The sequence below is a fragment of the Nostoc sp. 'Peltigera membranacea cyanobiont' 210A genome (assembly GCF_002246015.1).
In the GTDB taxonomy this organism is placed as follows: domain Bacteria; phylum Cyanobacteriota; class Cyanobacteriia; order Cyanobacteriales; family Nostocaceae; genus Nostoc.
Genome location: NZ_NOLJ01000004.1, coordinates 533520 through 547448 on the forward strand (window position 1 = coordinate 533520; position 13929 = coordinate 547448).

The following is a 13929-nucleotide window of genomic DNA, read 5'->3' on the forward strand; positions in this document are numbered from 1 at the left end:
CCTAAATTCTTAAGCGCAAACTAGTTCTTAGCTTAAGCCAGAGGAGATATAGTCTAAGTAAACGCCCATTTCCTTACCAGCATCAGAACCTACCAAACTGGCGGTTACTTCTTTGATTGCTTGGATAGCTTGTACGGTAGCACCGACGGGAACGCCCAAGGAGTTATAGGTTTCCTTCAAGCCATTGAGCACACGCTCATCTAGGATGGAAGGATCGCCAGCTAACATAGCGTAGGTGGCATAGCGGAGGTAATAGTCCAAATCGCGGATGCAAGCAGCATAACGGCGAGTGGTGTACATGTTGCCGCCGGGACGGGTGATGTCAGAGTATAGCAAAGATTTTGCTACAGCTTCTTTGACGATCGCAGCAGCGTTAGCGCTGATTGTGCTAGCAGCACGTACCCGTAGTTCGCCAGTGGCGAAGTAGCCTTTTAGCTTTTGTAAAGCAGAAGCGTCTAAGTATTTACCTTGAACGTCTGCGGAGTTAATGACAGCGGTAATTGCGTCTTGAGCCATGTTGTTAATTCCTTATTTCCAACCGTATTGCAATATCAGTAGGTAAACAGCTTCACCCTATCCTAGAAGGGCGCCAACTAGGTAGTCGAAGTAGCCACTAGCTTCACTAGCGTCATCACCAGAGAGCAATGTCGAAGCTCCATTCTTCAGCCCACGGATACCTTCAGCAACACCATCGATAGGAGTTCCCAAGGACTTGTACAGTTCACGGGCACCAATAACACCAATTTCTTCGATGGGGGTGACATCACCAGCAACGATACCGTAGGTAACGAGGCGGAGGTAATAATCTAGGTCACGCAGACAAGTAGCAGTCAATTCTTGACCGTAAGCGTTACCACCAGGAGACACAACATCAGGACGCTTTTGGAAAAGTTGATCGCCAGCTTGCTTAACGAGCCGTTCGCGATTTTCTGATAAAACTTGAGCAATCCGCACACGGCGCTCGCCACTTGCAACAAAGGACTTGATCCGATCTAACTCACCAGGGCTGAGGTAGCGGGCTTCTGCATCAGCATTCACGATAGCTTTCGTGACAATACTCATTAATGGATTCCTCCAATACGAATGAAACCAGGATTTGATTAAACTGGTGCGACTTTGAGTTTGGTTTACTGAGTTTGTTTTCTCGTCCTTTTAGACACAACAGTTTCACAACTGCTACGGCTAAAAAATTACGAGTTTGCTTGAGTCAAGATTAGTACACAAGCTTTCAAACTCAGTTACCTTCCGCAAAACATTTTCCGGCATTCTGTTGAGCATTTATGACTGCTCTTAATACTTTGTAATATTGCTTTTCAGAATTTACTGTTTTAACTGCAATCTGAGAGCGGTATTACGAAAGGTTAAGAAGGGGACAGGGGAAAGGTTACAGGGGATAGGGAACAGTAAATAATCTGTACCCTATTCCCTAATTTCCTACTCCCTACTCCTTAATCAACCGCTACACTGCCGAGGTAGTTACCTACTGGCAAAGATGGGAAGCGGTTGTAAGGTACAACATCTTCACCGAAGTAGCGGTTATATTCTGGACTGTCGACTATTGCTTCTACAGCAGCTGACAAACCACTATCGACTAGCAGCTTGTGATATTGGCCAATTTCTTCCTGAGTTGCGGGTGTACGCCCCAACAGATGGCGGAAGAGGAACTCAATGACCTTGGCATGAGGATAAGGTGATAAGAAGCGCTGACGATAGATTTGGGAACTAGCTAGTTCACGCACAAACTCCCGCACAGAAATTTCACCATTTTGGAGTTTGCTATCTAGGTCAGTGCGACGGAAATTCTCAGGCACTTCACCGCTAAATACATCCAATACTTGACGATAAATGGCGTTGATTGCCTGTTGTTTTTCGCTTTGGTTGGTGTTTTCTGTTAGACGGTAAATGCGTGCATGTTTACGCACACCCATGTCCACGGTTTGTCCGCTAGCATCGTTGTAGGAACGACCTAGTTCAGCAAAGGATGGTTTACCATTTGTTTGGGCTGCGATATCTGCGATCGCCTGTACCAAAAGTGGTGTATCGTTACTAACTCCAACACGGGCTTGTACTGGTTTAAAGCTTGGTACAACAACGTCATCGTTTTGCTTGGTCAGCTGGTTGTACAGCTTCTCCGTATTCGGGAAGTTTGCCGCAGGTAGGGTCGGGAAGCGACGGTAAGGCACCGTATCTTCACCAAACACCTGGTTATATTCCACACTATCTACCAAAGCACCAATAAAGGCACGAATACCTTGAGTAGCCAAAATCTGGTTATACTTGCGGATTTCTGCTTGGTCTAGTGGCGCACGTCCCAAGAAGTGTTTGGTTCCTAACTCAATCACTTTGGTGTTGGGGTAAGGTGTGTAGAACTCTTTCAGGTAGAGGTTAGAGTAACCTAAACCTTCAATAAATTCCTTCACACTAATTTCGCCATTACCCAGCTTGCTTTCCCATTTGGTAAATTCGTTTTTGGCGATGTAGGGTGCAATATCCCGCTCAAAAATCTGACGATACGCAGCGCTAATCAAAGTTTTGACTGCAACCTTGTCACTGGTATTGGCCACCAGCTTGAAGATTTTGGTCTGTTCCCGTTGCTTGCTGACACCTTGGTTAATGCGGAACTGGATATCTGGTTCTGACCGCTTTTCTGTCACTGTACCCAGTGTCACAAAGCTTGGTATTACTTCCTTCTGGACTTTTGCGGCAATATCTTCACGAATGCTACCAACGCGCAATTGTCGCCCGGATACACCGCCAGGAGTCAAATACCGTTCGTAAGGAATTGTATCTTCACCAAATGCTTCGCTGTATTCTACGCTGTTAATAATGGCATCAACCACCGCGTAAAAGCCCTGTTTAGAAGCAATGTCAAAGTACTTGTTGATTTCTTGACGACCATAAGTCGGACGACCCAACAAGCGGCGGTGAATATACTCGATCGCTTTACAAACATACAGCGATGACCAGTACAGATTGCGGAATACATCCGACTTAGCCAAAGCACGGATAAATTCGCGTACAGAGATATCGCCGTTTTCCAGCTTGATTTCCAATACCTTCGGGCGCTGGCCTTCGTAAAGATCGCGACCGAAAACTTGCAGGTAAGCAGCTTTAATCAATGCTTGCGTGGAGCTTTCGGAGTATTTGACGCTAGAATTTTTGGCAGCCTTTTTACCTCTAGTACCAGGCAACTGATCTAACTTGAACACCTTAGGCCCAAGAGTACCAGGAGCTTCACCTCGCGCTCTGGGATTACTATTTTGGTTATTAATCCCTGCTCCTTGGTGAATCAGGATGCGTTTGGTATCCTTGCTAAAAGGAGCCGGACTGGTACTGGGGTTGCGAGTTTCTTTCGGGAAAATCGCCCCAAACTGAATTTCCAAGGGGTCGTTACCAGAACCGTAGGGATGTTGATCTGGTAGCGGTTGCTCGTAAGCTGCAAATGTGGTGATGAACTGAGGTATCTTGCGGAAAGGCGCACTGTAGTTAAACAGGTCTTGCTGCGGCCCCCAGTTGCGACATTCTTGTGCTTCTTGACCCAGACCCCGCAGATAGGGTACTGTTTCTTCACCAAAATAGTCGCTGTATTCAGCAGAATCTACTAAGGCATCTACTATGGCTGGTAGACCACCGTTAGAAATAATCGAGAAGTATTTCTGTACTTCTTCGCGGCTACTTGGCCCCCGTCCTAAAATGTGACGGAAAGCTAGTTCGATGACTCGGCTGTTAATAAAAGGCTGGTAAAACTGTTTTTGGTAAAGGGGAGATTTAGCTAAACGACGGACAAACTCTTTTACAGAGATGTCGCCATTCTTGACCTTGGATTCCAGGTCAGATATGGATAAGCTATAAGCACGGGTAATGTCGCGCTCAAAGATTTGCCGATATGTGGCCTTGATTACCTCATTTTTTTCGCTAGCTGATAACCCAGTCTTCATCACAAACTTGGGACGCCGTTCTGCTGCATTAAAGTAAATTTGCGGCAGTTGCAACCCTTGTTGGTCACTAGAAGGGCGTTGGCGGACTTTGTTTGAAGGTGTGGCTGCTTTGAATTCTGTTAACAAAACATCCATGTACTGAGACACAATTTCTGTAGCCTCAGCATCATTACGGAAAAATGAAAGTGCCCCAGCTTTGATTTCCTGCAAAGCTACTAGCGTTGCTTCACCAGAGCAGGCATTTTCAATGATTTCCCGCAAACCCCTTGTATTCACCGCTATGATGTTGGGGTCGCCAGCAACGATCGCATAAGTAGCGTAGCGCAAGAACCAGGATAAATCCCGCAAGCTCTTGGCCATGTTGCTTGGGCCATATCGAGCAATGTTAATTGGTCTGAAACCTGCGGGTGTCGGGCCGCTGGGGGATGAGTTAAATATTGAGCGTAAATTTTCTAGGAACCCACCACGACTTTCAACGTAGGTTACGGTTCCCAGTTGCATCCCTTGTTGAACATTAGCACCAGCACTAACAGGTACTATTTCTACTTCTCTGGGCTTTTCTAAAAAAGCCATTGGCGAACCACCGACAAAAATCCGGTTGGCAGCGCGAGATACAATAATCTCGGCATTGTCTGTGAGCGTCTGAGAAATTTCTAGACGCTTTGCACCAGATGCAAAATAGCTTGCTAGTTCATTTAATTCACCATTTCCCAAGAAGCGGTCTTGCTGCTCTGCTTGGATAATCGTGGATACAGTTAGGGTTTGATATAGTTGCGGACGCGCAACCGAGCTTCCACCACTCGCCTTAACACTCATCGGATTTGTAAAACTCCCATCATAAGCGTTTATATGTTAAGTCTGGATTGTTTTGAGGCTTGACACATCGGTGTGTCTATGCTTTATGAGCTTGAGAGTATTGCCTGCAAAACTGCCAGTAAATTAACCCAGTTAGCTTTTAGATTAGAACGTTTTGCGTTCTCAAGGCGGATTTATTAAGAAGTATGTAGAACCTGTATCTTAAATGTCTTCAGTCTTAAAAGTACATACTCCAGTTTGTCTGAGATTAAGTCTAAGTTTTGTAACTAAGTACTAGGTTGGGAACTGTCTACTGATTTCTTTTTTATTCAAACGCAAATGCGCTTCTCTACGAGACGCTACGCGAACGCCTTCTGGCAGGGTAGGAGCGCAGAGAGATGCAGAAAATTCGCTACTAATTAATGAAATGTTGTACTTAGTCAGTGGACAGTGGTTGTTAGTCGATGTTAAGTTGTTTTTGCTACTAATAAACTTATACTCACAACTGACACCGTATGGAAAACCATTCTTAATTTGTGGTTGTTTCATCTACTAACAGTCAGTATTTACATACAGGGAAAATACTATGCACAAAAGTTGTAAATTTAACTATTTATTCAATGCTACCCTATCTGCGATCGCAGTTATTTTGGCTGTCACTCCTGCAAATGCGCTTCCAGAACAAAACATCAGCACCGTTGTCAAGTGGGCAAAGAGCAGACCTCAACTACCAACACTGAGATACAACAGCGAAGCCCACGGCTACGAGGGTACAAAGGGAAATTTATACTTTTATGCTGATGTCACTTCTCAAAGTGGGACAGTGACTAAAGAAGGTATAACTGTTAGTGGTGATAAACGCCTCAAATTCACCACAAAAAATGCCAATGCAGTGAAATTGTTACAAAATATTTATAATTCTAATATTGGCAATGATTTCCAGAAGTCCCGATATATCACCAAAGTTGGACGTGACCAGTTTTATCGTGGACAAAAGTTTGCTTACATCGCTGCCGAGGTACAAGGTGGGTCATCATTGCAGATAATTCCCTTGAATAAGTTGCAAAAATTTATAGATAATGCCAAATATTGCCAAACCAATCAATGCGACGTTTAATTAACCTTGTAGCCTGTAATTTATATAAGCATTATCAGTAAATAAAGGCACGCAATCACTTACGTTGTAAGCGGCGGACAGTTCAACATCTGACTCAAAACCTTTTTCAATCAACTCTTTACCAGAACTGCATTTTTTCAAGTACCCCAGTAAATCCTGCTGGAAAGCCTGAAATGTTACCACAGCGACTTCGGCTTCTGATGATAGACTGCCATCTAAATAACTGAGAATTGCGCCAGCACCAATTAAATCTTCAAATGCAGGACGTAAGCTACCATCTTCTTTCCACCTCTCACCGGCAGGAATCACAGCGATTTTATCACCATACTTTTGAGCAAACTGCGCTACAGCTTGGCAATTTCGCAAGCAACCAGCCAAAGTTGGTGTATTCCCTGTATGTAAAGTCAGAAAAGAACCATTGGGTGACGGTAAAACTAGTCTGGTTCCAGCAGGAATCTGAGCTAGCGATTTTGGTGAGAGAGAATATCCACTTATTGTCCAACGTTGTCTATGACTTGCCAATTCTGCTCGCACTGACTTGGCATAATCTATAGCTGATTCATCTTTATATGCGTAAGGAAAAATTATTGCGCCGTTGTTGGTGGCAATTTCTACACAAGTGGAAAAAGAGAGAACATCAACTATCACAATTACATCACTAATGGGAGCGAGTTGAGCAACACCTTGTGAACCCCATTCACAGCGTAAATTAAACTCTGATTGATTGTAAATCATTGGTGCGATCGCAAAATATAATATGATAAAAATTAAACCATAGATAAGTAAGGCAGTGTAAATAATTAAAGGTTTATAGTCAGCACAAAGCGTGTTTCTCTTAGTATAAGATATCCATACAATTTCAACCTGTTAAACTCACATTAAAACAATAATCATAGATTATTTATTATCCATGTATCTAATTGTTTCCAAGGTATTATTACAAGGTTATTTTCATTATTTTTATCTACATTAATATCATGCCAATATGACTTTATTGCTCTTTTTACTATTACTATTTCAATGCCATCTCTATTGCTAACTTCAAATTTTTTGCTTGAACACCATATAATTGCAGTCTTATTTGATACTTTCTCTAGTAAAATTAATGCTTTCTCTCCTTTTTCAAAACATGCATATGACCAAGCTGTATACACATTAAACTTGATATTTCTAAAGCAATCTGATTCAAATTCATCCTTTTGTCCTTTCAAGATGGCTAGGGGTTTTGCAGTGACCTTTGCACCTCTATTTTTCACAGATATGACTTGTACAAAAGCGATCAATTTTGCAGATCGGCAATCATTCAAAAAAGTGTATGGACCTGAACGTTGATATTCTTCTTTAAAGTCAAGGTAGTATTTAGGTAATAGCGATTCTTCCAACTCACAATCTGGAGGAAGTGGGTCAGTTATCAATTGGAACATCTCACTTAATTCGTCATAATATTCATTCAGGGTGTGACAATATTCAGATGTATCTTTAGAACTGGATTCCATAGAATGTTTTAGTTGCCTTAAAATATTTAAATCATCTTCGGAGAGTTCTGCATAATATTGAAACATTAGCGATTTTCACTCCATTTTAAAATAATTACAGATGTTCAAAGAGCAATTGAAATTATAATATTTGTACAATTTTAACAGTTTTCTAGAAGATATTCTCATTTTAGCGCAATATATAATTCTTGTTAGTTAGATAACTGCGTATATCATTTATTTTAGTTTGCTTGTTACTTTCAGGGCTAAAACCCTTACTATCAAATCTAATATGAAAAAAACTTAAATATAAGGCTTTAATCTAAGCTAAAAATTGTAAACTAGATAAAAATTTAAAAGTAAAAATCCCATGAATATAGTTGTAAAAATTCCCAGTGTGTCGGTTAAGCTTGAGCAAAGATATTACTTTGCAGATTAGGAACATACAGACTATTAGCAGCACAAAAACAAATTTTACCCTCCTTATAAACGCGAATTTACTGGCTTTGCTGTTGGATAAGTAGTAAAAAATAAGCAATAGTAATCTTTGCTCTAATCAGCCACTATCCGCTAAACTCAGAAATGCTGCGTTATTCCTCATCATGTCCGATTCCCAAACTGTTAGTGCTGCTGTTGCCAAACTCTACAATACCTACCCCTTTCCGCCGGAAGCCCTGTTAGATGAACCACCTCCAGGCTATAACTGGCGCTGGAATTGGCTAGCCGCTCATAACTTCTGCACAGGTCAAAAACCCCAAAAACAAGATATTCGGATTTTAGATGCAGGTTGCGGTACTGGTGTGGGTACGGAGTACCTGGTTCACCTCAATCCCCAGGCTTCTGTTGTGGGAATTGACCTCAGCACTGGCGCTTTAGCTGTAGCCAAAGAACGTTGTCAGCGTTCAGGGGCTAACCGCGTTGAATTTCATCACCTCAGTTTGTTTGATGTGGAACAGTTGCCGGGTGAGTTTGATTTAATTAACTGTGTTGGCGTTTTGCACCATACCCCCGATCCCATTCGCGGTATTCAAGCTTTGGCGAAGAAGTTAGCCCCAGGCGGCTTAATGCACATTTTTGTGTATGGGGAGTTGGGGCGCTGGGAAATTCAACTCATGCAAAAAGCGATCGCACTTATTCAAGGTGACAAAAAAGGCGACTACCGCGATGGTGTCCAAGTTGGGCGACAAATATTTGCTTCCTTACCAGAAAATAACCGAATTGTCAAATACGATAAACAGCGTTGGTCACTAGAAAACAATAAGGATGAATACTTTGCTGATATGTACGTTCATCCTCAAGAAATTGACTACAACATTGAAACGCTGTTTGAATTAATAGATGCTTCGGGATTAGAATTTATTGGTTTCTCGAATCCGAATTTCTGGGATTTACAGAGACTTTTGGGTAAAGCACCAGAGTTAGTGGAACGGGCAAAAGAATTGAGCGATCGCCAGCTTTATCGCCTGATAGAATTATTAGACCCAGAAGTAACTCATTACGAGTTTTTCCTCGGTCGTCCTCCTTTAATCAAAGCCGACTGGTCGGAAGATCACGTATTACTGGCAGCGATTCCCGAACTTAATCCTTGTCTTGAGGGATTTCCCAGTCAATGTTTCTTTAATTACGATTACCAGATAGTTAATTTATCTGTACCAGAGTTTGAGTTTATGCAAAGATGTCATGCTAATGCCACAGTTGCAGAGATATTGACAAATGTAGAACTGGGATTGGATGGGGTAAGAACCCTTTTGCAACAGCAGTTGATTTTATTGACACCTGCTTAGGGAATTCAAGTAAGAAATATCTAATTATTTATTGTGGGATGGGCCTTTCGGTTATCCCACAATTAGATATTTACCCTACAATAGCCGAACTTGCTACCTTCTCCTGTCTTTGGGAAGGCGGACGCATTCCCAAACCAAGTAAATTCAGCATTTCTCGGTCAGTATCGTAATCTGGACAGGGAGTTGTCACAGTCAACATCTTGTTGTCGTCGCTGGAAAAGATAGAATTGGCTCCTGCCATAAAGCAGAAAGCTTGCTCAACTTGAGAAAGTCTCGCCCTTCCAGCGCTAAGACGCACATCGGAAGCTGGCATTAAAATCCTGGCTGTGGCAATCATCCGCACAATATCCCAAATGGGGACATCAGGCTGATTTTCTAAAGGTGTGCCTGGTACTTGTGAAAGAATATTAATTGGCACGGATTCTGGATGGGGATGTAAGTTTGCCAGAGTTTGTAACATACCAACACGGTCATCGACAGTTTCGCCCAAGCCTAAGATACCGCCGGAACAGACAGTAACATTTGTCTGACGGACATTCTCAATTGTGTTCAAGCGATCGCTATATGTCCTTGTGGTAATAATTGTGCTGTAATATTCCTGCGAGGTATCTAAGTTATGGTTGTAGGCATAAAGTCCCGCTTCTTCCAATTTCCTGGCTTGATTGGCCGTCAACATACCCAGAGTGCAGCACACTTCTAAACCCATTGCGGTTACATCCTTGACCATTTCCAGGACTTCCTCAAATTGTGAGTTATCCCGGACTTCACGCCAAGCAGCACCCATACAAATGCGACTAACACCAGTTTCTTTTGCTTTCTGGGCAATGTTAACTACAGTTTCCTTTTCTAGGAGTGCTTGCGCCTTTACCTCTGTTTTATAGCGAGAAGATTGGGCGCAGTAGCTACAATCTTCTGGACAACCTCCGGTTTTAATCGATATGAGTTTACAAACTTGTATTTTTGTTGGGTCATGATATTGGCGATGCACGCTAGCAGCTTGATAAATAAGCTCTAGCAATGGCGTGTTGTATATCGCCCGAATCTCTAATTCCTGCCAATCGTAGCGTATTCCCACCACATCACTATCCTTCTTGTAGACTGGGTTAATCAAGAGCTGTTTTTTGCTTGAATCTGCTGCGGTACAGCGTTTAGGCAAAGCGATTTTATTGAAGTTATGCCGCGCACTGTGCTTTATCACCCATTGGCTCTCAATCCTTCCGCTCTAGATATTAGACATCAGCTTATCAAGATTTTGGTTGAATGGCAGATTAAGAGCAAAAATACTCATGTATTGGGGATTTGGGATTTGGGATTGAGGGGACTTATGCAACTGGCGCATATATCTTTTGTTGGTCAACAGTCAACTGAGTGGCTTTAGGATAAAACAGGCGGATTTTGCCTGTATAGCCGCTAATTCTATTCCCCCTAGCTGCTAAACCACAGGTTATGAGAGAATTTATAAAATTTAGAGAATGTTTTGGGAAGAATCCCGCCGATTAAGCAATTTATGATATCAGAACTGCCAATAATTGCAAGCGATCGCCTATTATTACGAGCAGCGATCCATGAAGATATACCCAAAATTCTCAAATACTTCATTGATAACAAAACTTATCTCACTCCATTTTATCCTCTTTGGGCTGATGGTTTTTTCACTGAAGAATATTGGCAATATCAGATAGAGAATAGTTTTCTAGAATTTATCAATGGGCAATCGTTAAAACTATTTGTTTTTACCAAAAAAAATCCTACCGTAGTTATTGGAACAGTCAATTTTAGTAATTTTGTCCGAGGAGCCGCTCATTTTTGCTATGTGGGATATAGCCTTGCTGAAAATAAACAAGGTAAAGGCTATATGACAGAGGGGTTAAAATCCGCAACTCAATATCTATTTGAAGAGTTAAATTTTCACCGAGTTATGGCTAATTATATGCCTCACAATCGGCGCAGTGGTAATGTACTCAAAAGACTCGGTTTTGTCGTTGAAGGATACGCTAGAGACTATTTGTTAATTAATGGGCAATGGGAAGATCATATTTTGACAAGTCTGACAAATACTCATTGGAAAGCACCTAATTAATACTCTGATATCTATATAAAAATTAATTTTGTATATGAATTGTGAATATATACACATTCATAGTAAATTCATAATAACTACACAAGAACTCCACAAGCAAATGCAATAGTAATATTTGTTCACTAAGAGGCTCAGTTATTAAGGTTAGCTTTAGCCGATGTGTTCAATTTTATTAAATAGTTGAGGAGTTTTTTAAAATGCTCATTAATTCTATAAAGTGCTTATCTGTCTTTTCGACTATCTTCGCTTTTGCTACCATCTTAAACGGAGTTGTCTTGGCAGCACCAGGCCCAAATTCTGCCACTACACCAGCCTTAAAAACTCAGATTAGTGCTGCATCACACCAGCCAATCAAACTCACACAGCAACAGCGGCTACAAATCCAAGTTGCTCGCCAGCAAAGAGATAAAGATATTGAGGCTCTATTAAACCCGTCCCAAGATACTAAATTTAAGGCGGCACTGCAATCCCGTCAGAGAATCAGAATAGTGTTAAAATCTTTGGATCTGAATCAAGATCAACAGAAACAGGTTCAATCAATTTTGCAAGCTTATAACCTGCAAGTGAAAAAAATTCTAGCTTCACAGGTATCACAAACAACATCAAAGCCAGTAGGAATTGTTGCACCACCATCAGAACCAATTAAAAAATAAAAAATCAGCTTTATTTAATTAAGATTAAGTTTCGGAAGACTGGCGGATTTTATCCAAACTTCGGTTGAGCCAGTCTTATTTTTTATTTATCAAAACAGAATTCAGGAGTCAGGAGCCAGAATTCTGTTGGGTATTTTGTGCGCCTGCCAGATTTTGATGGCGGCGCTGCCATATTTTAGATATGGGTCGCTTTTTGCGTCTATGCTGATGATGCTGAAGGCAGAGGTAGTATTAAAGGAAGAATGAATTAAGCTTTGCTCGTAATGACTCTGGCTGAAACCCCAAACTACAAGAATTCTAGCAATCCTTTTCTCACCCTCAACTACGAAAGCGCTTTAGAATCTCTAGGCGGCGACTACTACGATGAGGTTGCAGCGGCGGAATTTCCCCAACACATCCTGCGTTGGCGTAACGATGAACTATTACCCCGTTTCGGTCTAGACCCCCAAGTAGTCAAAGACGAAGATTTCATCGCAGCCTTTGGTAAATTTCAGGGGCGCAAACCCTTGTTGGCACTGCGTTACCACGGCTATCAATTTGGTGAATATAACGGACACTTGGGTGATGGTAGAGGCTTTCTCTACGGGCAAGTACGTGCCAATGATGGCAAATTATACGATTTTGGCACTAAAGGTTCTGGGAGAACGCCCTACTCCCGTGGTGGCGATGGTATGCTGACGCTTAAAGGTGGAGTACGGGAAGTTCTGGCTGCGGAAGCATTGCACTACTTGGGTGTACGTACTTCGCGCTGTCTGAGCATGATTGAAACAGGTTTACCACTCTGGCGGGGCGATGAACCTTCGCCTACCCGTTCATCTGTGATGATTAGAATGAGCAGTTCTCATATTCGATTTGGCACTTTTGAGCGACTGCACTATTTCCAGCGTCCAGATTTAACTAAGAAGCTGTTAGACCACGTAATTGAGCAGTATTATCGACACTTAAATGCTGAAGAAGATAAATATGCTCTGTTTTACGCCGAATTAGTTAAACGGGTTGCAGAACTAGTAGCGCAGTGGATGGCGGCTGGTTTTTGTCATGCAGTCCTGAATACTGACAATATGTCGATTACGGGAGAAAGTTTTGATTATGGGCCTTATGCATTTATCCCTACTTATGACCCATACTTTATAGCTGCATATTTTGACTATTCTGGACGCTACTGTTACAGTAATCAACCAATTATTTGCAAGCTGAATTTAGAAATGCTCCAGGAACCTTTAAAGGCGATTATTGATAAAGGCGATATGGAGACTAGTTTAGCTAGGTTTGATGAATATTATCAAGCTGAATACAGTTCTTTGATGTTGAAAAAGTTGGGTTTTGTGGAGTTGCAACATCCACAAGCTGAAGAACTCTTAAATCTCACGATTGAATTCTTGAAAGCGAGCCAAGTTGGTTATCACCAATTTTTCTATGAGATGGCTCGTACTTTTTCATCAAAATGGCGAGATGAACCAGGTTTTGTAATGAATAATTCCGATATTGTACCAGTACCGGGCGCATCAGCAATTTTTGATGATTGGTGCATAGCATACCACAAAATATTGAATGATTTTGATAGCGATGTCTACGACGGGCTACGCCTACGCACCGATATAATTGCCCAAACTCTAGCTGTTAATAATCCCAAAACGGTATTATTAAGACCTGTAATTGAATCTATTTGGGAATCAATTGCCCAAGAAGATAATTGGCAGCCTTTTTATGAGTTAATCAAGGCAATTCAGTCTAGAAGTTAGTCAATTTACAGCTATTTTCTTTTTAAGATAGTACTTCTCGTTTGTATGCAATACACTCTGACCTCTCTCCAAACCTCTCTCCTTTTAGGAGAGAGGCTTTGAGACTTACTCCCCTTCCCTTGCAGGGAAGGGGCTGGGGGTTAGGTCTGTATTCCATGCAATTGAGAACCGCTATATTATGACTTTTTGTGCTTGGTGAGTGGTAAGCTGTTCCACCTTTAATTTGCATAATTAGAGCGGGCAAGATGCCCACTCCACAAGATGGATAATTTATTTCTTGGAAGTCCCTTATGGATATTGAAGAAATGTTGGATAGGTATGAAGCGGGAGAAAGAAATTTCGCTT

The 13929-nt window shown here is 41.8% G+C and carries 11 protein-coding genes and 1 pseudogene; 5 read left to right on the forward strand and 7 right to left on the reverse strand.

What is annotated here, in order from left to right; all coding sequences use genetic code 11:
• Positions 1-27: 27 nt before the first annotated feature.
• The 4 genes and pseudogenes from apcB to CDG76_RS15250 form a co-directional block, all read right to left on the reverse strand.
• Positions 28-516, reverse strand: coding sequence for an allophycocyanin subunit beta (apcB, locus tag CDG76_RS15235; RefSeq protein ID WP_094349822.1), 489 nt, complete (start codon positions 514-516; stop codon positions 28-30).
• A 57-nt stretch (positions 517-573) separates the two neighbouring features.
• On the reverse strand, positions 574-1062 hold the full coding sequence (gene apcA, locus CDG76_RS15240) for an allophycocyanin subunit alpha (protein ID WP_094349823.1): 489 nt from the start codon (positions 1060-1062) through the stop codon (positions 574-576).
• Between the two features lie 398 nt (positions 1063-1460).
• Positions 1461-4754 (reverse strand): annotated as a pseudogene (locus CDG76_RS15245) (phycobilisome rod-core linker polypeptide); the annotation flags it as partial.
• 273 nt (positions 4755-5027) lie between these two features.
• Positions 5028-5282 (reverse strand): hypothetical protein, encoded by a 255-nt coding sequence (locus tag CDG76_RS15250; RefSeq protein ID WP_094349825.1) that lies wholly within the window; start codon positions 5280-5282, stop codon positions 5028-5030.
• A 37-nt stretch (positions 5283-5319) separates the two neighbouring features.
• Between CDG76_RS15250 and CDG76_RS15255 the strand changes: the two genes are divergently transcribed.
• Positions 5320-5850 carry a hypothetical protein gene (locus CDG76_RS15255; RefSeq protein ID WP_094349826.1) on the forward strand — a complete coding sequence of 177 codons (531 nt, stop codon included), beginning with the start codon at positions 5320-5322 and terminating at the stop codon, positions 5848-5850.
• Here CDG76_RS15255 and CDG76_RS15260 read toward each other — a convergent pair whose 3' ends face one another.
• The gene (locus CDG76_RS15260) at positions 5851-6585 is read right to left on the reverse strand and encodes a 2-phosphosulfolactate phosphatase (protein WP_094349827.1); all 735 of its coding nucleotides are present in this window, start codon (positions 6583-6585) and stop codon (positions 5851-5853) included.
• 155 nt (positions 6586-6740) lie between these two features.
• Positions 6741-7412, reverse strand: coding sequence for a hypothetical protein (locus CDG76_RS15265; RefSeq protein ID WP_094349828.1), 672 nt, complete (start codon positions 7410-7412; stop codon positions 6741-6743).
• A 515-nt stretch (positions 7413-7927) separates the two neighbouring features.
• On the opposite strand from CDG76_RS15265, the gene CDG76_RS15270 reads away from it, so the two are divergent.
• Positions 7928-9109 carry a class I SAM-dependent methyltransferase gene (locus tag CDG76_RS15270; RefSeq protein WP_094349829.1) on the forward strand — a complete coding sequence of 394 codons (1182 nt, stop codon included), beginning with the start codon at positions 7928-7930 and terminating at the stop codon, positions 9107-9109.
• A 70-nt stretch (positions 9110-9179) separates the two neighbouring features.
• On the opposite strand, the gene bioB is transcribed toward CDG76_RS15270, so the two are convergent.
• On the reverse strand, positions 9180-10187 hold the full coding sequence (bioB, locus tag CDG76_RS15275) for a biotin synthase BioB (RefSeq protein ID WP_094350014.1): 1008 nt from the start codon (positions 10185-10187) through the stop codon (positions 9180-9182).
• A gap of 429 nt (positions 10188-10616) precedes the next feature.
• Between bioB and CDG76_RS15285 the strand changes: the two genes are divergently transcribed.
• The 3 genes from CDG76_RS15285 (at position 10617) to CDG76_RS15295 (ending at position 13584) form a co-directional block, all read left to right on the forward strand.
• Complete coding sequence (locus CDG76_RS15285; protein ID WP_094349831.1) at positions 10617-11189, forward strand: GNAT family N-acetyltransferase; 573 nt, start codon at positions 10617-10619, stop codon at positions 11187-11189.
• Between the two features lie 197 nt (positions 11190-11386).
• Entirely contained in the window at positions 11387-11842 is a 456-nt protein-coding gene (locus CDG76_RS15290) for a hypothetical protein (protein ID WP_094349832.1), read from the forward strand.
• 263 nt (positions 11843-12105) lie between these two features.
• Positions 12106-13584 (forward strand): protein adenylyltransferase SelO, encoded by a 1479-nt coding sequence (locus tag CDG76_RS15295; RefSeq protein WP_094349833.1) that lies wholly within the window; start codon positions 12106-12108, stop codon positions 13582-13584.
• The last annotated feature ends 345 nt before the right edge of the window (positions 13585-13929 follow it).

Excerpts from the sequence above, each read along its gene's own strand:
- apcB (WP_094349822.1), bottom strand. The coding sequence starts at position 516 with ATGGCTCAAGACGCAATTACCGCTGTCATTAACTCCGCAGACGTTCAA.
- apcA (WP_094349823.1), bottom strand. The coding sequence starts at position 1,062 with ATGAGTATTGTCACGAAAGCTATCGTGAATGCTGATGCAGAAGCCCGC.
- CDG76_RS15250 (WP_094349825.1), bottom strand. The coding sequence starts at position 5,282 with ATGAAACAACCACAAATTAAGAATGGTTTTCCATACGGTGTCAGTTGT.
- CDG76_RS15255 (WP_094349826.1), top strand. The coding sequence starts at position 5,320 with ATGCACAAAAGTTGTAAATTTAACTATTTATTCAATGCTACCCTATCT.
- CDG76_RS15260 (WP_094349827.1), bottom strand. The coding sequence starts at position 6,585 with ATGATTTACAATCAATCAGAGTTTAATTTACGCTGTGAATGGGGTTCA.
- CDG76_RS15265 (WP_094349828.1), bottom strand. The coding sequence starts at position 7,412 with ATGTTTCAATATTATGCAGAACTCTCCGAAGATGATTTAAATATTTTA.
- CDG76_RS15270 (WP_094349829.1), top strand. The coding sequence starts at position 7,928 with ATGTCCGATTCCCAAACTGTTAGTGCTGCTGTTGCCAAACTCTACAAT.
- CDG76_RS15285 (WP_094349831.1), top strand. The coding sequence starts at position 10,617 with ATGATATCAGAACTGCCAATAATTGCAAGCGATCGCCTATTATTACGA.
- CDG76_RS15290 (WP_094349832.1), top strand. The coding sequence starts at position 11,387 with ATGCTCATTAATTCTATAAAGTGCTTATCTGTCTTTTCGACTATCTTC.
- CDG76_RS15295 (WP_094349833.1), top strand. The coding sequence starts at position 12,106 with ATGACTCTGGCTGAAACCCCAAACTACAAGAATTCTAGCAATCCTTTT.